Source organism: Streptomyces sp. CB01201 (assembly GCF_002803085.1).
Lineage (GTDB): Bacteria > Actinomycetota > Actinomycetes > Streptomycetales > Streptomycetaceae > Streptomyces > Streptomyces hundungensis.
On record NZ_NNBJ01000006.1, the window covers coordinates 69,774 to 89,516 of the forward strand.

At 72.9% G+C, this 19,743-nt stretch carries 20 protein-coding genes; 6 read left to right on the forward strand and 14 right to left on the reverse strand.

Features of this window, described 5'->3' with window-relative positions:
• Positions 1-49 precede the first annotated feature (49 nt).
• Positions 50-1,210, reverse strand: a complete 1,161-nt coding sequence (locus tag CG740_RS14415; RefSeq protein WP_199846444.1) for a DUF5819 family protein — start codon at positions 1,208-1,210, stop codon at positions 50-52.
• A 135-nt stretch (positions 1,211-1,345) separates the two neighbouring features.
• Here CG740_RS14415 and paaA point away from each other — a divergent pair, with 135 nt between their 5' ends.
• From paaA to CG740_RS14445, 6 genes are all read left to right on the forward strand, one after another.
• Positions 1,346-2,434, forward strand: a complete 1,089-nt coding sequence (gene paaA / locus CG740_RS14420) for a 1,2-phenylacetyl-CoA epoxidase subunit PaaA (protein ID WP_234376256.1) — start codon at positions 1,346-1,348, stop codon at positions 2,432-2,434.
• A complete protein-coding gene (gene paaB / locus CG740_RS14425; RefSeq protein WP_100575521.1) occupies positions 2,431-2,718 on the forward strand; it encodes a 1,2-phenylacetyl-CoA epoxidase subunit PaaB in 288 nt (95 codons plus the stop codon). The genes paaA and paaB overlap by 4 nt, the downstream gene beginning before the upstream one ends.
• Complete coding sequence (gene paaC, locus CG740_RS14430) at positions 2,715-3,434, forward strand: 1,2-phenylacetyl-CoA epoxidase subunit PaaC (RefSeq protein WP_100575522.1); 720 nt, start codon at positions 2,715-2,717, stop codon at positions 3,432-3,434. The genes paaB and paaC overlap by 4 nt, the downstream gene beginning before the upstream one ends.
• Entirely contained in the window at positions 3,428-3,940 is a 513-nt protein-coding gene (gene paaD, locus CG740_RS14435) for a 1,2-phenylacetyl-CoA epoxidase subunit PaaD (protein ID WP_100575523.1), read from the forward strand. Before paaC ends, paaD begins: the two co-directional genes overlap by 7 nt.
• Positions 3,941-4,993: a 2Fe-2S iron-sulfur cluster-binding protein gene (locus CG740_RS14440; protein ID WP_100575524.1), complete on the forward strand. Its 1,053-nt coding sequence runs from the start codon at positions 3,941-3,943 to the stop codon at positions 4,991-4,993.
• Positions 4,994-5,298: 305 nt separating this feature from the next.
• Positions 5,299-6,441: an acyl-CoA dehydrogenase family protein gene (locus CG740_RS14445; RefSeq protein WP_100575525.1), complete on the forward strand. Its 1,143-nt coding sequence runs from the start codon at positions 5,299-5,301 to the stop codon at positions 6,439-6,441.
• A 16-nt stretch (positions 6,442-6,457) separates the two neighbouring features.
• Here the strand turns inward: CG740_RS14445 and CG740_RS14450 are convergent, their stop codons facing one another.
• The 13 genes from CG740_RS14450 to CG740_RS14510 all read right to left on the reverse strand — a co-directional run bounded on the left by CG740_RS14450 (position 6,458) and on the right by CG740_RS14510 (position 19,643).
• On the reverse strand, positions 6,458-6,802 hold the full coding sequence (locus CG740_RS14450) for a rhodanese-like domain-containing protein (RefSeq protein WP_100575526.1): 345 nt from the start codon (positions 6,800-6,802) through the stop codon (positions 6,458-6,460).
• A gap of 44 nt (positions 6,803-6,846) precedes the next feature.
• Positions 6,847-7,656 carry a J domain-containing protein gene (locus tag CG740_RS14455; RefSeq protein ID WP_100575527.1) on the reverse strand — a complete coding sequence of 270 codons (810 nt, stop codon included), beginning with the start codon at positions 7,654-7,656 and terminating at the stop codon, positions 6,847-6,849.
• Between the two features lie 72 nt (positions 7,657-7,728).
• Positions 7,729-7,971 (reverse strand): hypothetical protein, encoded by a 243-nt coding sequence (locus tag CG740_RS14460; protein ID WP_384494046.1) that lies wholly within the window; start codon positions 7,969-7,971, stop codon positions 7,729-7,731.
• 108 nt (positions 7,972-8,079) lie between these two features.
• The gene (locus CG740_RS14465) at positions 8,080-9,546 is read right to left on the reverse strand and encodes a DUF2252 domain-containing protein (RefSeq protein WP_100575528.1); all 1,467 of its coding nucleotides are present in this window, start codon (positions 9,544-9,546) and stop codon (positions 8,080-8,082) included.
• Positions 9,547-9,763: 217 nt separating this feature from the next.
• Complete coding sequence (locus tag CG740_RS14470) at positions 9,764-10,429, reverse strand: response regulator transcription factor (protein WP_199846445.1); 666 nt, start codon at positions 10,427-10,429, stop codon at positions 9,764-9,766.
• A gap of 78 nt (positions 10,430-10,507) precedes the next feature.
• A complete protein-coding gene (locus tag CG740_RS14475; RefSeq protein ID WP_234376257.1) occupies positions 10,508-12,202 on the reverse strand; it encodes a sensor histidine kinase in 1,695 nt (564 codons plus the stop codon).
• Positions 12,203-12,297: 95 nt separating this feature from the next.
• Positions 12,298-13,773, reverse strand: a complete 1,476-nt coding sequence (locus tag CG740_RS14480) for an FAD-dependent monooxygenase (RefSeq protein ID WP_100575529.1) — start codon at positions 13,771-13,773, stop codon at positions 12,298-12,300.
• A 31-nt stretch (positions 13,774-13,804) separates the two neighbouring features.
• Positions 13,805-14,218, reverse strand: a complete 414-nt coding sequence (locus CG740_RS14485) for a PaaI family thioesterase (RefSeq protein WP_100575530.1) — start codon at positions 14,216-14,218, stop codon at positions 13,805-13,807.
• On the reverse strand, positions 14,218-14,634 hold the full coding sequence (locus CG740_RS14490) for a PPOX class F420-dependent oxidoreductase (protein ID WP_100575531.1): 417 nt from the start codon (positions 14,632-14,634) through the stop codon (positions 14,218-14,220). Before CG740_RS14490 ends, CG740_RS14485 begins: the two co-directional genes overlap by 1 nt.
• Before the next feature lie 22 nt (positions 14,635-14,656).
• Positions 14,657-15,157, reverse strand: coding sequence for a nuclear transport factor 2 family protein (locus CG740_RS14495; protein WP_100575532.1), 501 nt, complete (start codon positions 15,155-15,157; stop codon positions 14,657-14,659).
• Between the two features lie 28 nt (positions 15,158-15,185).
• A complete protein-coding gene (locus CG740_RS14500; RefSeq protein ID WP_100575533.1) occupies positions 15,186-16,763 on the reverse strand; it encodes an AMP-binding protein in 1,578 nt (525 codons plus the stop codon).
• 113 nt (positions 16,764-16,876) lie between these two features.
• Complete coding sequence (locus CG740_RS14505) at positions 16,877-18,373, reverse strand: MFS transporter (RefSeq protein ID WP_100575534.1); 1,497 nt, start codon at positions 18,371-18,373, stop codon at positions 16,877-16,879.
• Positions 18,374-18,440: 67 nt separating this feature from the next.
• Complete coding sequence (locus CG740_RS14510) at positions 18,441-19,643, reverse strand: acyl-CoA dehydrogenase family protein (protein WP_100575535.1); 1,203 nt, start codon at positions 19,641-19,643, stop codon at positions 18,441-18,443.
• Positions 19,644-19,743: the final 100 nt, after the last annotated feature.

Below are 19,743 nucleotides of genomic sequence, written 5' to 3' on the forward strand. Positions count from 1 at the left end.
GGCGGGGTGGCGGGGGCGGTCCTGGTCGGGCCGTCGTGGTCGTACGTGCTCAACGCTTCGCCTCCGTACGTGCGTCACCGGCGCCCGAGGGCAGGTCGGCCGGGGTCACCGTCCACCACGGCACCTCCCGGTAGGACGGCCGCGTATCGCTCTTCTCGTCGCTCCACGGCGGGTTCTTGACCGAGGTGGTCATGGACCTGACCTGGATCCGGTCGACGGTGCCGCCGTCGCGGTGCGTGCCGAGCCGGAGCACCACGATCCGGCGCAGATACTGCTCGGACAGCTCGCCGCGCAGGCCATTGGCCTTGTTGTCGTCGGTGTGCGACCCCACGAAGAAGTCCCAGGCGCGGCGCAGTTCGTTCTGCTCGGTGTGGCTGGGCAGCGGGTTGTGCCGGATCGCGGCGCCGTCCTGTGCCGAGAAGTCGATCCAGCCGGTGGTCCGGACGCTGCCGTTCGGCATCTTGATCTCGGCGCGCGCTTGGACGTCGATGTTCTGCTGGAGCGGATTGGGCGCGAAGAGCTTCCAGTTCTGCTCGAACTCGGGGTAGATCCAGTCGTCCACGGCCTTGCCGTACTGCTTGCTGACCGTGTTGGGCGGCGCCACGTGCAGGAAGACCATCCCTATGTGCACGCAGGCGATCACGCCGATGACCGCGAGCGCGAGTGCGGCCACCACCTGGAAGCGGAAGGGCAGCCCGGCGATCCCCCGCGAGGAAACGTCCCCGCCGGGGCCTGCGGGGTTGGCGGGGCCGGCCGGCCGGGGGTCGCCGAGGCCGGTGCCGGTGCCGGTTACGGCATCGGCCGGGCCGGAGTCGGGGGCGGCCGGGCCGGGGCCGGGGGCGGCGGCCACGCCCGCGTCCAGCTTCGGCCACGGGGTGCGGCCACGGCCCGGCTGCGCGGGCCCGGTCGGCTCGGCGGGCTCCGCGGGCCCGGTCGGCTCGGCTCCGGACGGCCCCGTGGCGGGATCCGGTGCCCGGTCGGGCGCCGCCCGTGGGGCGGAAGGCGGGTCGGAGACCGCCGCCGAATCGAAAACGGCGTCCTCCGCAGGGCCGGACGCGGTTTCCGTTCCGGCGTCCCCACCCCGTTCGGCCGAACCCCCGCCCCCGCTCCCCGTAGGGCCGACAGTCTCGGCCGCAGTGGCCTTGACCTGCCCGGATTCCGCTCCGTCGGCCTTGCCGCCGGCTTCGGTCCCGTCCTTGTACGAATCCATCCCGCCCCGATCGGCACCCGCTGAGTTATCCACAGGGTTGACACCCTACGGGCCGCCGACTCACCATTGAAGTCATTGAACCGAACGATCGGTCGGTTGGTCCACAACCGCACAGCAGCTCGGCAGGGGGCCGGAATGACCGGAGTGACCGCGACAGCCACGGCAGCCGCAGGTACGGACGCGTCGTACCTGGCGGTGTTCGACGCGGCGGTCGCCGCGGACGAGCGGATCGAGCCACGCGACTGGATGCCCGAGGAGTACCGCTCCACGCTGGTCCGCCAGATGGCGCAGCACGCCCACTCCGAGATCATCGGCATGCAGCCGGAGGCGAACTGGATCACCCGTGCCCCGTCCCTGCGGCGCAAGGCGATCCTGATGGCCAAGGTGCAGGACGAGGCGGGTCACGGCCTCTACCTCTACAGCGCCGCCGAAACGCTCGGCACCAGCCGCGACGATCTGCTCGACAAGCTGCATTCGGGCCGCCAGAAGTATTCGTCGATCTTCAACTACCCCACCCTGACCTGGGCCGACGTCGGCGCGATCGGCTGGTTGGTGGACGGCGCGGCGATCACCAACCAGGTCCCCCTGTGCCGCTGCTCCTACGGGCCGTACGCGCGGGCGATGGTCCGCGTCTGCAAGGAGGAGTCCTTCCACCAGCGGCAGGGGTACGAGCTGCTGCTGGCCCTGTCCCGGGGGACGCCCGAGCAGCACGCGATGGCGCAGGACGCGGTGGACCGCTGGTGGTGGCCCTCGCTGATGATGTTCGGCCCGCCGGACGACGAATCGGCGCACTCGGCGCAGTCGATGATCTGGAAGATCAAGCGTCACTCGAACGACGAGCTGCGCCAGCGCTTCGTGGACATAGCGGTCGGCCAGGCCGAAAGCCTCGGCCTCACCCTGCCCGACCCGGATCTGCGCTGGAACGAGGAGCGCGGCCACCACGACTTCGGCGCGATCGACTGGACGGAGTTCTGGGAGGTCCTCAAGGGCAACGGCCCCTGCAACGAGCAACGGCTCACGCAGCGGCGCCGCGCCCACGAGGAGGGCGCGTGGGTACGGGACGCGGCCGCCGCGTACGCCACGAAGCAGCAGGGGCGGCAGGAGCAACAAGAGCGGCAGGAGCGGCAGGAGCAACAAGGCCGGTCGAGCGAGCCGGGCCAGCCGGGCCAGCAGAAGCAGCACGGACAGCACGGGCAGCACGCGAACGGGGAGGCGACGGCATGAGCACGCACGACTGGCCGCTCTGGGAGGTGTTTGTGCGCGCGCGCCGCGGGCTGTCCCACACCCACGCGGGGAGCCTGCACGCGCCGGACGCCGAGATGGCCCTGCGCAACGCCCGCGATCTGTACACCCGCAGGTCGGAGGGCATCTCGATCTGGGTCGTGCCGTCGAGCGCGATCAGCGCGTCCTCGCCCGACGAGAAGGACTCCTTCTTCGACCCGGCCGCCGACAAGCCCTATCGCCATCCCACGTTCTACGAGATCCCGGAAGGGGTGAAGCACCTGTGACCGCCACCGTCCCGGCGCAGGCCGCCCTCGCCCTCGGCGACGACGCCCTGGTGCTGTCGCACCGGCTCGGGGAGTGGGCCGGGCACGCCCCCGTCCTCGAAGAGGAGGTCGCCCTGGCGAACATCGCCCTCGACCTGCTCGGCCAGGCCCGGCTGCTGCTCTCGCTGGTCGGCGACGAGGACGAGCTGGCCTACCTCCGCGAGGAGCGGGCCTTCCGCAACCTCCAGCTCGTCGAGCAGCCCAACGGCGACTTCGCCCACACCATCGCCCGCCAGCTGTACTTCTCGACGTACCAGCACCTGCTGTACGGCGAACTGGCAGCGGGCGGCGGCGAGTTCGCGCCTGTCGCCGCCAAGGCGGTCAAGGAGGTCGAGTACCACCGCGACCACGCCGAGCAGTGGACGCTGCGGCTCGGCGACGGCACCGAGGAGAGCCACGGTCGGATGCGGCGGGCCGGCGAGGCGCTGTGGCGCTTCACCGGCGAGATGTTCCAGCCGGTGCCCGGCCTGGACCTCGACTGGGGCGAGCTGGAGGCCCGTTGGACGGCTTCGGTGACCTCGATCCTGGGCCGGGCCACCCTGACGGTCCCCGAAGGCCCCCGCACCGGAGGCTGGGCGGCGGGGGCGGGCCGGCAGGGCCTGCACACCGAGCCGTTCGGGCGGATGCTCGCCGAAATGCAGCACCTGCACCGCAGCCACCCGGGGGCGTCATGGTGACCGACACCGCCCCCACCGCCCCCACCCCCCTGGAGACCGAGCTGCGCCGCCTGGCCGGCTCGGTCCCCGACCCGGAACTGCCGGTCCTGAGCCTCGGAGAACTGGGTGTGCTGCGCGCCGTCCATGTCGAGGGCCCGGGCCGGGTGCGGGTCGAGCTCACCCCCACCTACACCGGCTGCCCCGCCGTCGAAGCCATGTCCTCGGACATCGAGCGCGTCCTGCACGACCACGGCATGGAGCACGTATCGGTCGTTCGGGTGCTGTCCCCCGCCTGGTCGACGGACGACATCAGCGCGGAGGGGCGGCGCAAGCTCGCCGAGTTCGGTATAGCTCCGCCCCGCCCGCACACCGCCGAAGGGCCCGTCGCGCTCACCCTGTCGGTGCGCTGTCCGCACTGCGGGTCCACCGACACGGAGCTGCTCAGCCGCTTCTCCTCCACGGCCTGCAAGGCGCTGCGCCGCTGTGTGTCGTGCCGTGAACCGTTCGACCACTTCAAGGAGTTGTAGATGTTCCATCCGCTCCGGGTCAGCGAGGTCGAGCGGCTCACCGACGACGCGGTGGCCGTCACCTTCGCCGTGCCGCCCGAGCTCCGCGAGGCCTACCGGCACGTCCCCGGCCAGCATCTCGCCCTGCGCCGCGGCGTGCGGGGCGAGGAGATCCGCCGTACGTACTCGATCTGCGCGCCCGCCGTGGAGGCGCCGGGGGAGCCGGTGCTGCGGGTCGGCATCCGCCTGGTGGAGGGCGGCGCCTTCTCCACGTACGCCTTCAAGGAGCTGGCCGTCGGCGACACCGTCGACGTCATGGAGCCGATGGGCCGCTTCGTCCTGCCCCCGCGCGCCGGGCACTTCGCGGCGATCGTCGGCGGCAGCGGCATCACCCCGGTCCTGTCGATCGCGGCGACCCTGCTCGCCCGCGAACCGGAGGCGCGGTTCTGCCTGATACGCAGCGACCGCAGCGCCGCGTCGACGATGTTCCTTGAGGAGACGGCCGACCTGAAGGACCGCTATCCCGAGCGGTTCCAGCTGGTCACGGTGCTGTCCCGGGAGGAGCAGCAGTCCGGTCTGCCTTCGGGCCGGCTCGACCGCGAGCGTCTGAGCGGACTGCTGCCCGCGCTGCTCCCGGTGGCGGACATCGACGGCTGGCTGCTGTGCGGCCCCTTCGGCCTGGTGCAGGGCGCCGAGCGGGCCCTGCACGGGCTCGGCGTCGACCGCGGCCGCATCCACCAGGAGATCTTCCACGTGGACGCGGCCCCGGCACCCGCCGCCCCGGCTGCCGCACCCGCGCACGCCACGCTCACCGCGACCCTGGACGGGCGCTCGGGCAACTGGCCGGTGCGGGAGGGCGAGTCCCTCCTGGAGACCGTGCTGCGCGCCCGCGCCGACGCCCCGTACGCCTGCAAGGGCGGGGTGTGCGGGACGTGCCGCGCCTTCCTGGTCAAGGGCGAGGTACGGATGGAGCGGAACTTCGCGCTGGAACCGGAGGAGACGGAGGCCGGCTACGTCCTGGCCTGCCAGTCGCACCCGGCGACGGGGGAGGTGGAGCTGGACTTCGACCGGTGAGGCGGAAGCGGGCTACGGGCGCGCCCACTTGAATGCCTCCTGCGCCGGAGGCGTGAGCGCGTCCTGCCCCGGAGAACCGCCGCCGCACCCCGCGCCCCCGCACCCCGGCACGGCAGGGCAGGGCGCGGCAGGGCAGGGCACGGGGACGACAGGCCTGCCTCCCCCTTCCCGTGAACGGGCCCATTCCCATCCCGTAGAACCTGTTCTATCTTGACGAACCGTCAGATCCGTTCGGGGAGCGCGCTGTTCATGCCGTGGCGCGCGCTCGGCCCGGACGGAACCGGTGCGTGCGGGAGGACTGAGCCGTGGACTTCACCTTCACCGAGGAGCAGCTGGCCGCCGTAGAGGCGGCCAAGGCGGTCTTCTCCGGCGTCGCCCCCGACGCGGTACCCAGCCCCGCGCTCACCGCGGGCGCCGTCGCCGAGGACTTCGACCGCCCGCTGTGGGCCAGGCTCGCCGCGTCCGACCTGCTGAGCCTGGTTCTCGACGCCGAGCACGGCGGGGCGGGGCTCGACCCGATCGCCCTGTGCCTGGTGCTGCGCGAATCGGCCAAGGTCCTCGCCCGGCTGCCGCTCCTGGAGACCAGCGCCGTCGCGCTGACCGTACAGCGGTACGGGCAGGCCGAGTTGGCGCGGGAGCTGCTGCCCGCGATCGGCCGGGGAGAGCTGGCGCTGACCGTCGCCGCCAACGGCCGCACCGGCCACGACGGGGCCGAACTCGCCGTCACCGCCCGCCGGGACGGCGAGCACTGGGTGTTCGACGGCATGCAGACGGGCGTGCCCTGGGCCCCGACCTGCGACCGCATCGCCGTGCCCGCCCACACCGCCGACGGCCACACCGTCCTCGCGCTGCTCCCCCGCGCCGAGCGGGGCGTGACGCTCGCCGAACAGATCTCCACCAGCGGGGAACGGTTCGCCGAACTGCGCCTCGAAGCGGTACGCGTAGACGCGGACGCGGTCATCACCGCGGACGGTGCCTGGGAGTGGCTGCGCAACCTGCTCGCGACCGGAACCTGCGCCCTGGCCCTGGGCCTCGGCGAGGCCGTGCTCACTCTGACCGGTCAATACACCGGAAAGCGCGAGCAGTTCGGGCATCCGGTGGCGACGTTCCAGGCCGTCGCCGTCCAGGCGGCCGACCGCTACATCGATCTGCGCGCCATGGAGGCGACGCTGTGGCAGGCGGCCTGGCGCATCAGCACCGGCGCGGACAGCGCGCTGCCCGTCGCCGGTGATGTCGCGGTCGCCAAGATCTGGGCCTCCGAAGGGGTGCGCCGCGTCGTGCAGACCGCCCAGCACCTGCACGGCGGGTTCGGCGCCGACACGGACTACGCGCTGCACCGCTACCACGCCTGGGCCAAACAGCTGGAGCTCGCACTGGGCTCGGCCGCGGCCCACGAGGAGGCCCTGGGTGACCTCCTCGCCGCCCACCCCCTCGGGCAGCCTGCCTGAGCCGCCTCCGACGGGGTCAGACGACCGTGCCCGGCGCGCCCTGGTCGTCGACGACCTTGCGGCCCGAGGCCTCCCAGACCTGCATGCCGCCGTCGATGTTCACGGCGTCGATGCCCTGCTGGACCAGGTACTGGGTGACCTGGGCCGAGCGTCCGCCGACCCGGCACATCACATAGGCCCGACGCCCGTCCGCCACCGCTTCGGTCACCTCGCCGAAGCGGGCCACGAAATCACTCATCGGCACGTGCAGCGCGCCCTCGGCGTGCCCCGCCGCCCACTCGTCGTCCTCGCGGACATCGAGCACCAGGGCATCGGCCGGGACCTCGGCGACATCCACCGAGGGCAGCTGGGCGAAATTCATGGGTCATGCCTTCTCTCGTACGAACCCGGCAGGTCCCCCGAACGCTACTGCACCAGCTTCGCGAGCTCAGCCTCTCGACCGGCCACCTCCGCCAGCAGCTGCTCGGCGATCTCCTCAAGGAGCCGGTCCGGGTCGTCCGGCGCCATCCGCAGCATCGAACCGATCGCGCTGTCCTCCAGCTCCCGGGCCACCAGCGCGAGGAGTTCCTTGCGCCGGCTCAACCACTCCAGCCGGGCGTACAGCTCCTCGCTCTCGCTGGGCCGCACCTCCTCCGGCGCCGGACCGGCCTCCCACTCCTCGGCCAGCTCGCGCAGCAGCGCCTCGTCGCCCCGCCCGTAGGCGGCGTTGACCCGGGCGATGAACTCGTCCCGGCGCTCGCGTTCCTTGTCCTCCTGTGCCAGGTCCGGGTGGGCCTTGCGGGCCAGCTCGCGGTAGAGCCTGCGCACCTCCTCGCTCGGCCGGACCCGCTTGGGCGGCCGCACCGGCTGGTCGGTGAGCATCGAGGCGGCCTCGGGGGAGAGCCCGTCGGAGTCCATCCAGTCGTGGAAGAGCTCCTCGACGCCCGGCATGGGCATGACCGCGGCCCGGGCCTCCTGCGCCTTGCGCAGATCCTCGGGATCACCACTCCGTACGGCTCTGGCCTCGGCGATCTGCGCGTCCAGCTCATCGAGCCGGGCGTACATCGGGCCGAGCTTCTGGTGGTGGAGCCGGGAGAAGTTCTCCACCTCGACCCGGAAGGTCTCCACCGCGATCTCGAACTCGATCAGCGCCTGCTCGGCCGCCCGCACCGCCCGCTCAAGCCGCGCCTCGGCCCGCTCACCCCCCGCACTGGGCGGGGTGACCTGCGGGTCCACGTCGTTCCGGGCAGTCGTACCGCCAACACCTTCGTCCGTCACCGCTCCAGCGTACGGGCGCCGGCTCAGCCGTCATTCCTCGGCCGGTCGAAGCCGCTGCCGAGCGGCCTCAAGCAGCTGGTCGTAGTTGGATGCGAACAGTCCGGGAAGCGACTTGTCCAGCGTCGCGGCGATGCGGTGGATCGGCGCCCAGACCGCCCGATCGTCGACAACCCGGCCCAGGTCCGTCATCTGCAGCTTCTCCAGCCAGTCCGACAGCACCAGCGCCTCGTCACCCGTCAGCTCGATCGTGACGTGGCTATCACCCATGAACATCCCTCTGGCTCGGCCCCACTTTCGACCACACGAAACCACTGGTCCTCGGCTTTGACCAAACAAACCGGGGGCCCCGCCCCCGCCCCCTCCCCCTCCCCCCTCGGCCCCTCAGACCCCCAGCTCCGCCGACACGCGGCCCGTGCGGATTGCCGCGGTCAGGGTGGCGTGGTCGGCCTCGGTGCGGTCGGCGTAGGTCACCGCGAAGGCGGCCACCGCTTCGTCCAGCTCTTCGTTCTTGCCGCAGTAGCCGGCTATGAGGCGCGGGTCGACGCTGTGGGCGTGGGCCCGGGCGAGGAGCGCGCCCGTCATGCGGCCGTAGTCGTCGAGCTGGCCGGGGGCGAGGGCGGCGGGATCCACGCTGCCCTTGCGGTTTCTGAACTGCCTTACCTGATACGGGAGTTCGTTGAGCGTCGTCCAGCCGAGCAGAATGTCGCTGACCACCTGCATCCGCTTCTGGCCGAGCACCACACGGCGCCCCTCGTGCTCCGGCTCGGGCGTCTTGAAGCCGGCCTTCGCCAGGTGCGGCAGCAGCGCCGAGGGCCTGGCCTCCTTGACCTGGAGCACCAGCGGTTCGCCCCGGTGGTCCAGGAGCAGCACCACGTACGACCGCGTCCCGACGCTCCCGGTGCCCACCACCCGGAAGGCCACGTCGTGGATCGCGTACCGGGCGAGCAGCGGCAGCCGGTCCTCGGACAGGGTGTGCAGATACTGCTCCAGCGAGGCGGTGACCGCCGCCGCCTCGGCGTCGGTCACGCGGCGCAGCACCGGGAGCGCGTCGACGAACCGCCGGCTGCCGTCCGCCACCTGTTCCGTCGCCTTCGCCGCGAAGCGCGCACTGGTGTTGTTGCGGGCCTTCCCGGAGACGCGTTCCAGCGTGCCGAGCAGGTCATGGGCGTCCGCGTGGGAGACGAGCTCCTCGTCGGCTATCGCGTTCCAGGCGTCGAGCACCGGCAGCTTCGCCAGCAGGCGCATGGTGCGACGGTAGGCGCCCATCGCGTCGAACGCGGCTGCCCGGCAGGTCTGTTCATCGGCGCCGGCCTCCCGCCCGGCGAGCACCAGGGACACGGCGAGCCGTTTGACGTCCCATTCCCAGGGCCCGGTCACGGTCTCGTCGAAGTCGTTCAGGTCGATGACGAGGCTGCCGCGGGCGTCGCCGTACAGGCCGAAGTTGGCAGCGTGCGCGTCGCCGCAGATCTGTGCGGCGACGCCGGTGACGGGTGTGCCGACCAGGTCGTGGGCCATCAGCCCGGCGGATCCGCGCAGAAACGCGAACGGGCCGGCGGCCATGCGGCCCACCCGTATCGGGGTGAGTTCGGGCACCCGGCCCGTGTTGGATTCCTCCACCGCGCGGACCGCGTCCGGGCGGTCGGCGGACAGCAGGAGCGAATCGTGCGAGGAGCGCGGGAAGCGTTCCCGCAGCGCCTTGCCCTCGGCCTTGGGTGACACCTGCGTGCGACGGCCTCCCGCCCCGGCCGCGTGCCGGTGGTGGGCGAACCCCGGCACCTGCGGAATCCTCACCCGCCCGTCGTCCACTCCACCCCGCTGTGCCGGAACCGCCGCCTCGACCTCGCCCATGGCGCGCCGCCTCCCCCGTCTCGTACAACGCCCAGACCAACAGACCAAAAGACCAACATCAAGAGTTCAACTGCCCCTGACCGTACAGGCGCTGGCCCAAGGGCGTATCCCCCTGTGGATAACTCTGCCGCCGCCCTGGCCCCGCGGACGTTTCACGTGAAACGGCGGAACGCCCCCGGGCCGCGCGGCACCGCCCCGGGACCGCCGCAGGGCCTCCCTACAGCCCCGCGTCGCGGGCGAGCAGCGCCGCCTGGACCCGGTTCTCGCAGTCCAGCTTCGCCAGGATGCGGCTGACGTACGTCTTCACCGTGGCCTCGCTCATGTGGATCCGCTTGCCCGCGTCCGCGTTCGAGAGCCCCTCGCCGAGGAGGGCCAGCACCTCCCGCTCGCGCTCGGACAGCACGCCGACGCGGCGCCTCGCCTCCTCGGCGCGGGCCGCCGCCCGGCCCGTGGCGAGCTGGTCGACGACGTGCCGGGTCGCGCCGGGCGAGAGGTAGGCGTCCCCGGCCGCGGCGGCCCGCACGGCCCGGATCAGCTCGGCGGGCGCGGTGTCCTTGAGGAGGAAGCCCGCGCCCCCGTGTTCCAGGGCGCGCAGGACGTTCTCGCGCTCCCCGAACGTCGTGAGGATGATCACGCGTGCCGCCGGTACGGTCCGGCGCAGCTCGGCCAGCGCGGCAAGGCCGTCCATCTCGGGCATCTGGATGTCGAGCAGCACCACGTCCACACCGTGGGAGCGGGCGAGTTCGACGGCTTCGCGGCCGTTGGTGGCCTCCGCGACGACCTCGATCGCCGCGTCCGAGGTGAGGATCATGCGGATCCCGGCCCGGATGAGGGGCTCGTCGTCGGCGATCACGACCCTGATGCGAGGTCCCGTCACACCCATCCCGTTCTGGTCCTGTCCGGTACGTCGCCCCCGGCCACCCCGGTGTCCCGGGCCGTCCCGGGCCGTCCGGTGGCACCGCTAGCGCGACACGTCGTACGACTTCTTCTCGATCAGCTTGCCGTCCTTGAAGCAGAACCGGAACACCGGCTCGGTGTTCAGGTTGTCACCGGTCTCGGAGGACATCAGCACCAGGCACCGGGAGCCTTCCGGTTCGGCGGGCCCCTTTCCGGCGAGACCGGAGACCAGGACGGTGTCGCCGCTCGGCAGTTCCTCGCGGACCGCCGCCTCGGGCGTGCCGACCTTGATCCTGTCGTACTCGGCCGGGTCGATCATGCCCTTCTGGGCCGAGCCGGCCAGGAAGAACAGGCCGACTCCGACCGCGATCGCGAGCAGCACCACCGCCCCCACGGCGATTCCGCACCCCAGCGCGATGCCGCCGCCCCTGTTTCTGGTGCCCATGCCCAGCTCCTTCTCCGCGATGTTCCAGTCCACGACCGGACCACCGTCGCCGAGGGGCGGGGCGGAGGACTGCTGGCGGAAGTCGTCGGGGGCGTCGACGAACGTCGCGGCCTCGGCCGTCCCGTAGGGCAGTACGCCCGCGACGCGGAAGCCGCCGTCTCCGGTCGGGCCGGTGTGGACCATGCCGCCGACGAGCCGGGCCCGCTCGTGCAGCCCGGTCAGGCCCTGTCCTCCGCTGACGACTTCGCCGGCCTGGTCCGCGGCCGTGCGGTCGACGATGCCGTTGACGACCTCGACGACGAAGGAGTCCGGTTCGTAGCGCAGTTCCACCGTGATGGGGGCGCCGGGCGCATGCTTGTAGGCGTTGGTCAGGGCCTCCTGGACGATCCTGTACGCCGCGTGGTCGGCGGCCGCCGCCAGTGGCCGCGGCTCGCCGCCGGCGCGCAGGTCCACGGCGTTCCCGGCGGCCCGCGCGGCCGTCACCAGGGCTTGGATTCCGGCGGTGCCGCGGGTCGCGGGCCGGGCGCCGTCCGGCGCGGCGGGGGCTTCGACACCGTCCCGCAGGATGCCGACGACCTCGCGCAGTTCGTGCATGGCGGCGACCGACGCCTGCCGCAGCACGCCCACGGCTTCGCGCTGGCGGCCGGTGAGTTCGGGGTCCACCTCCAGGGCGCCGGTGTGCACGGAGATGAGGGCGAGCTGGTGGCCGAGGCTGTCGTGCATGTCCTGGGCGATGCGCTGGCGCTCACGCAACCGGGCCTGCCCGGCGACCATGGCGCGTTCGCGCAGGAGTTGGGCGTTGTGCTCCTGCATGGCGCGCAGCAGGGTGCGCCGCTGCGACCAGTACCGGCTGGTGATGCCGGGCACGACGGCGACGGCCAGGAAGAAGAGGGTGCCGAAGACGGTGACGAGGATCGGCTGGGGGATGGGCCACAGCGTGACGAGTGCGAGCACCTCGTAGATGACGAAGGCTCCGCTGAAGGCGACCAGTGCCCGCCCGGCGCCGACGATCCGGCGGCCCGCCGTCCAGGCCGCGACCAGCAGCAGCGGGGTGGCCTCCGAGGCCGTCGCGGACAGGGCGGCGGCCGCGAGCAGCACTCCCGTGGGCAGTGAGCGGCGCAGCAGGGACAGCACGGCGACGGCGAGCGCCACGGCGGTGCCCCGCACGGGGTCCCCGCCGAGCAGCACGACGGCGCCCGCCATGAGGGCCAGGGCGAGCGAGAGCGCGGCCTCGCCGACGATCCGGCGCCGCGACCAGGGCTCGGGCCCCTTCAGCAGGCGCCGGACGCTACGGGCCCTCGATGACACATCCACGCCCGCACCCTAGACAGCACGGACCGGCGCGTGCGGCTCTCTTTCGTCGCGCCTCGCCGCGACGAAGGTCGCGCGCCCCGGGGACGCGGCCGTGTTCAGCGGGGCGGACCGAACCACGTGCCGAGCAGTCCTTCGAGGCCGTCGTCCGCGGAGGTCCAGGCGAGGTAGCCGTCCGGGCGCAGGAGCAGGGCGTCCCGCGCGAGGGGGCGCTCGCCGTGCACGCGCACCGTCCGCACCAGGGGGTCCCAGGCCCGTGCCGCCGCCGCGTGCACGGCACCGGAGTCGGCGTGGTGCAGCAGCAGCGGACGCCCCTCCCGCAGCAGTTCGGTGACGCTTTCCGCGCCGCGGTCCGTCTTGAACCACTGCTGGGGAAGGAACGCGCCGGTCCCCGCGCCCGCGCGGTCCCGGCCCACGGCGGGGACCGCCTCCTGCGCGCTGACGGCGCCGCCGAGGAAGGCGCTGACGTCGTCCAGGGTCAGGAGCCGGGCGAACAGCTCGCGCAGCGGGTCGAGTCCGGGGTCGGGGCGCATCAGGGCCAGCTGCGCGCGGGTGTGGTGGACGACCTGTTCGGCGACGGGGCGGCGTTCGGCGTCATAGGTGTCGAGCAGGGCGTCGCCCGAGCCGGTCCGTACCGCGGACGCGATCTTCCACGCCAGGTTGAAGCCGTCGCCGATCCCGGTGCTCAGGCCCTGTCCGCCGATGGGGAAGTGGATGTGCGCCGCGTCGCCGGCCAGGAAGACCCGGCCGCGCCGGAAGTCGCGCGCGACGCGGGTGAAGTCGCTGAACCTGCTCAGGTACGGGGCCTCGGTCATGGGCACGTCGCGCCCGAGGACGTAACCGACCTGGGCGCGCAGGGCGTCGAGCGTGGGGCGCTCGCGCCGGTCGGCCGGCCCGTCGTCGAAGTTCAGCACACGGATCACCCCCGTCCCGTCGGACTCGGGCCGGCACACCACCCAGCCCCGCGGGGTGCGCTGCCAGCCCCGCGGTGCGGCGCCCGGGTCGGCGAAGCGCACCTGGCCCATCAGGGCGGAGACCGTCGCGGGGCTGGTGTCGGCGGCGAAGCCCGACTGCTCGCGTACGGTGCTGGAGCCTCCGTCGGCACCCACCAGATAGCGGGCCGTGAAGGACGCGGTACCGCTCGGGGTGCGCGCTTCGACGTGGACCCGGTCCGCGTCCTGGGTCACCCCGGTGACCTCGTGGGACCGCAGCACGCGTACGCCGTGGGCCACCGCGCGCCGCTCCAGGAGGCGTTCGAGCTCGGCCTGCGCGAGCTTGAGGATCGCCGTCGGCTCGTCCTGGGGGGCGGCGATGTCCAGGCCCGGTATGCCGGCGAAGTGGAACGGCTGCGGCCCGGCCCGCGCCACGTCCGCCACCCCGTCCAGATAGCCGCGCCTGGCCAGGCTCTGTACGGCTCGGGCGTGCAGGGTGTTGGCCTTCGGCCGGGCCGAGGCGGCGGGCCGTGCCTCCAGGACGACCGCCCGCACGCCGAGCAGCCCGAGTTCGGCCGCGACGAGCATCCCGACGGGGCCGCCCCCGACCACGGCCACCTCGGTGTCAACGATCCGTTCCATGCCGCCCCTCCCGTGCCGGTGCCGCCACATGCTAAGTGGGCCGGGTTCCGCTCCGCCGCCCCGGGGCAGGCCTGAGCAGGCAGGTCAGACGGGCCGTGCAGATCCGCCGGTCCTGCTGGTCCGTGATGACGATCCCGTACGTCGCCGTGGTCCGGCCGCGGTGCACCGGGGTCGCCACGGCCGTGATCGTTCCCGCGTCCGCACCGCGGTGGTGGGTGCAGTTGAGGTCGACGCCGACGGCGATGTGCGCGGGTCCGGCGTGCAGCGCGGCGCCGATCGAGGCGACCGTCTCGGCGAGGACGGCGGACGTGCCGCCGTGCAGCAGTCCGAACGGCTGGGTGTTGCCCGCCACCGGCATGGTGGCGACGGTCCGCTCGGCGGAGGCTTCCGCCAGTTCGATGCCCATGCGCCGGGCGAGTTCGCCCAGCGGGAAGGAGTCCGTCATCACAGGCCCCAGACGTGCTGGCGCAGCGGCGCGATGCGCAGGATGACGCGGTCGGAGCCGATGTCCTCCTGCGGGTAGGGACGGCCGTTGTACCGCAGGGCCAGTTCGTCGATGTGGGCGCGGGCGGTGGGCCCGGTCTCCTCCGCCACCACCCGGCCGCGCACCTCCGCGTAGACGTAGGGGTTGTCGCGCTTCCAGATCATGAGGGTGGCCCGGGGGTCGCGCCGCAGGTTGCGCACCTTCTGGCGCGCCACCTCGCTGTTGATCACCAGCAGATCTCCCTCGGCCGCCACCCACACCACCTGGGACTGCGGAGTGCCGTCGGGCATCAGCGTGGTCAGGGCGGCGAAGTTGGGGCCGAGGGCCAATTCGCGGACCGCCGGCTCCAGCGGGCGGAAGGCGTCGTCGTGGGTCATCGCTCGGATTCCTTTCCGGCCGTCAGCGGCCGATGATCACCTTGGGGTCGCCGGTCGACCAGACGTTCTCGACGTGCACCCGGCGCATCCGCCAGCGGGCGCCGTCGGGCACCAGGTCGACCGCGTAGAGGTTCTTCAGGAGCAGCTGCCGCGTGTGGTCGGCGCTCGGCAGGTGCTGGGCCTCGACCAGTGCGGTGAGGCGGGCCCCGTCGTCGTCGATCCGGGTACGGCAGTTGGAGACGGTGTGCGTGGTGTCGAGCGGCACGGCCGGGTCGAGCACCACGTCCGCGATCACGGCGCGGCCCGTCATGAGCGGCAGGTCGAGGCCGAGCCGCCGGGCCACCGGCCGGAAGTCGAAGGTGGCGTCCTCGGTGAACGCGGACTCCAGGAGCGAGCGGTCCCGCAGGTCGCGGCCGAGCGCGAAGCGGTACAGCGCGTCGATGACCTCGGTCCGGTCGACGAGTTCGCGGAGCACCGCGTCGCCCTCGTGCGACGACAGGGCCTGTGGTCGGGTCACGTACATGGGAGCGTCCTGCTTTCTCGATCGTGGGTCAGTGCGCCGGGGGGCGGAACCCGGCGCGCAGCACGGCCCGGCGCGGCTTGCCGGTCGGGGTGCGGGGAATGTCGGCGGCGGCCATCGGCACGACGTGGGCGACCCGCACGCCGAACCGGTCCAGGACCAGCTCCGCGATCCGCGGGCCGGCCTGCTCCGGCGCCGGTCCTTCGGGGCGCAGCACGCAGAAGACGGCGAGTTCACCGTTGTCCAGGACGCAGGCCGCGGTGCCGCCCGCCTCGACGAAGCCGAGCGCGTCGACCTCGGCCTCGATCTCGTGGCCCTGGCAGCTGCGGCCGTCCTGGGTGATCAGGTCGTCGGCGCTCCCGGTCACGGTCAGTGCCCCGTCGCGCACGAAGGCCATGTCCCCGGTGCGGAACCAGCCGTCGGGCGTGAACGCCCGCCCGCTCAGTTCGTCTTCGCCGTAGTAGCCACTGAAGACCGGCGCCCCCTTGACCTGCAAATGCCCCAACTCGCCCAGCGGGAGCACCTGTTGGGAGTCGTCCACGACCCGGACGCTGACTCCGGGGTGGGGCCGGCCCACCGGCACATGGCGGTCGCTGTCGCGGACGGAGTCCAGGTCCATGCGGTGGTCGACGACACCCGACGAGGTCTCGGACATCCCCCAGCCGGGGCGCATGGCATCGCCCGGCATGCCGTGCGCGGCCAGCGCCGCCACGGCCCGGCGGACCGTGCGCGGCCGTACGGGCGCGCCGCCGTTCATGACGTACCGCAGACAGCTCAGGTCCCAGCGGCGCTCCCCGGTGCGCCCGGCGTCCGCCAGGCGCGCGGTGAGCGCCTCGAAGGCGGAGTTGGCGGCCCAGGTGGTGTCCACCCGGTGGCGGTGGACCACGTCGAGCCAGCGCAGCGGGTCGGCGAGCACCCAGTCCCGGGGGGCGTGGATCTGAGTGGCGGCCGTGACGACGTCGCGGATGTGGAACATGACGAGGCCGCTGACGTGGTCGAGCGGCATCCAGTTGAAGGTGACGCTGTGCGGGCCGAGGTCATTGGCGCGGGCCGTGCCGTGGGAGCGGCCGAGCACCTGGCCGTGGGTCAGCGCCACCGCCTTGGGGGTGCCGGTGCTGCCCGCCGTCAGGACCAGGACGGCGGGGGCCGACCGGCGGTCCGCGTCCGCGTCCCACCGGGCCGGCCCGGGGTGGCGCAGCCCGCTCGGGTCCCTCAGCAGGCGGGCACCGCCGAGGCGGCGGCAGATCGCGTCCACCGCCGGGGCGTCCAGGGCCCGGCTGACCGGGACGGGCACGAAGTCGCCGAGCACACAGGCCCAGAACGCCCCCAACAGGGCTCTGTCGTCGGCCGGTTGAAGCACCACGAGGTCGCCCGGGGCCGTTCCGGTCGCCCGCAGACCGCCCAGGACGCGGGCGGCGTCGTCCAGCAGTTCGGCGTAGCGCAGCAGGCTCTCCCGGCCCTCGCCGTCGATCAGCCGGATCGCCGGCTCGGTGCGCAGCCGGGCGGCCCGGGCCAGCGCCTGCGCGAGGGAGGTCACCCCCGGGTCGGTCAGCTCGCCGCCGTGCAGGACCGACTCGCCGCTCGCCTCGTGAACGCGCGGCTCGGGCACGCGCGTCTCCTGAACAATCCGCACTGGGTCACACCTCTGGTCTCGGACGGCGCGCACACGCACCCGGGACCGGCCGTGCAGGGCCGGTCCCGGGTGGGTGGCGCGTAGGTCGGTCAGTTGCCGGCGGTCTGCCGCGCCCGGCGCTTCGCCGCCCCGCGCAGCGCGGAGACCAGGGCGAGCACCATGGTGACCGCGGCGATGCCCGTCACCACGTACACACCGTCGCGGTAGCGGTCCATCAGGGACGCGGCGGCACCGGCGCCCCGGCCGGCCTTGTCGTCGACGGCCATCGTGGCGGTGACCACGGCGAGCACGACGGCCGCGCCCACCTGGTAGCCGGTCTGGAGCACACCGGCGGCCAGCCCCTGCTCGGAGTCGGCGACGCCGGACGTTGCCTGGACGTAGGCGCCGGTGAAGGAGAACGGGAAGGCGACACCGATGAGGAGCATCGTCGGCAGCATGGTGGCCACATAGCCGGAGTCCGTGTCGGCCTGGAGGAACAGCAGGTAGGCCCCGGTGTAGGCGACGAAGCCCGCGAAGATCATCCAGGCCGGGCCGAACTTGCCGACCAGCTTGCCCGTGTTCGGGGCGACGGCGGCGATGAGCAGGCCGGCGGGCAGGAAGGCCAGGGCCATCTCCAGCGGGGACCAGCCGCGCAGCGTCTGCATGTAGAGCGACCCGACGAACTGGAAGCTCATGTAGGTGCCGAGGATCGCGGCGGCGGCGAGGGCGGCACCGACAAGGCCCTTGTTGCGCAGCAGTCCCAGGCGCAGCAGCGGCTCCTTCACCCGGAGTTCGACGGTGACGAACACGGCCAGCAGGACGGCGGTGGCGGCGAACTGGCCGATGGTGCGGGCGCTCGCCCAGCCGAAGGTGGGGGCCATGACGATGGTGTAGACGAGCAGCAGCATCGCCGCGGAGACGGTGACGGCGCCGACGATGTCGTAGCTCCGCCTGCCGGGCGCACGGGCCGCGTCACGCGGAACGAGGGCGGTGGCGCCGAAGAAGACGGCGAGGGCGACGGGGACCGGGAGCAGGAAGGTCCAGCGCCAGCCCAGCTCGGTGAGCAGACCGCCGAGGATGAGGCCCAGCGAGAAGCCGGCGGCGCCACACGCCGTGTAGATGCTGACGGCCCGGTTGCGCGCCGCGCCCTCCGGGAACGTCGTCATGATGATGGCGAGACCGGCCGGAGCGGTGAAGGCGGCGCTGGCGCCCATGACGAAGCGGGCCGCGATCACCAGGGCGCCGTTGTCCGCGATGCCGCCGACGAGCGAGGCGAGCGCGAAGACCGCGACCGCCGAGAGCAGGATCCGGCGGCGGCCCAGCAGGTCCGCGAGGCGTCCGCCGAGCAGCAGGAAGCCGCCGAAGCCGAGCACGTAGGCGCTGACGACCCACTGCACGGAGGCGGTGGACATGTGGAGGTCGGACTGGATGGGCGGCACGGCGATGCCGACCATCGCGTTGTCCAGCGCGTCGAGGAACATCGCGCCGCACAGCACGATCAGCATGCCCCACAGCCGGCCGCCCCAGCGGCCGTCGGTCTGCTCGGGGCCCGGTTTCCGTGCGGATGCGACGTCCAGGTCGATTGCGGGTTCGGTCGTGGTTGCCATCAGGCTGGTCCCAATTCCTTCGTCGGTGATGGTGGGGATCCGGCGGCGGGCCGGTGGGGGTCGGCGGTCAGACGACGCTGCCGACCGTGTACGCGTTCTGCGGAGTGCCGCCGAGCAGATGGGCGCCCGCGGACTGGATCACCTGGTCCTGGGCGATGACGTGCTGGCACATCGTGTTGAGGTCGCGCAGCCAGCGGTCCAGCGGCGAGGGCCGGTACACGGCCGGGGTCGCCACCAGGTCGAAGAGGCGGGCGACGACATCGCGCGCGGTGCGGAAGGCGCCCACCCGGGCGAGCACGGAGGCCACCTGCTCGTCCGGGGTCTGCCGGCCGCCGGCCTCAAGGAGCTCCCACTGCTCGCGCAGCGAGCCGTAGACCGCGTAGCGGGCGGCGCCCAGGTCCATCTCGGCCTGGGCGATCACCGTCTGCACCCGGTAGCTCTCGGCCCAGGGCGTCTGCGCCGCCCGGTCGAAGCGGGTGGCGGCCATCTCGCGGACGTGGTCGAGCGCGGCGCGGGCCACGCCGAGCGGCACGCCCGGCATGTTGCGCAGTACGGCGTCCGAGGTGGCCGCCGCGCCGGTGACGCGCGGTGTGGCGAAGCTGAAGGTGTGCTCCTCGGGCACGAACAGGTCCCGCACCGTGTAGTCACGGCTGCCGCTGCCGCGCAGGCCGGTGGTGTCCCAGGTGTCCTGGATCTCGAACCTCTCCTGCGGCGCCACCACGATCCGCCAGTGCGGTCCCTCGCCGGTGCGGGGGTTGGTCTCCAGCTCGCCGTCGACGGTCACGAGCACCCCGCCGACGACCCACTTGCTGTGCGTGATGCCGCTGCCGAAGAACCACTGGCCGCTGACCCGGTAGCCGCCGGGCACCCGCTCCGCCCGGCCCATCGGCATGATCGCGCCCGCCGTGACGACGTCCGGGTCGTCGAACAGCTCGCGGGCGACGGCCTCGTCGAGGAAACCGGCGTAGATCGGGGTGTCCATGCCGATCATGGCGCACCAGGCGGCGGAGGCGTCGCCGACCGCGAGGGCCTCGATGACCTCCGTCTGCTGGACGGCGTCCAGTTCGGGGCCGCCCCAGGAGGCGGGGACGGCCATCCGGAAGACACCGGTGCCGCGCAGCAACTCCACGATGTCCTGCGGAAGTTGGCGGTTGTCCTCGATCCGCTGGGCATTCTCCCGCAGGATCGGGGCGATGGTCTTGGCGCGGGCCAGGATGTCCTCGGCCGTGCGGGGGGCCACCGAGGTCTCGGGGGCGTCCAGGATCGTCATGCGGCGTTCTCCCAGCGTGCGTGGTGACAGTGACGGGGTACGGGAAGGGGGGTGCGGGATGCGGGGGTTCGGGATGCGGGGGTTCGGGATGTGCGGGATG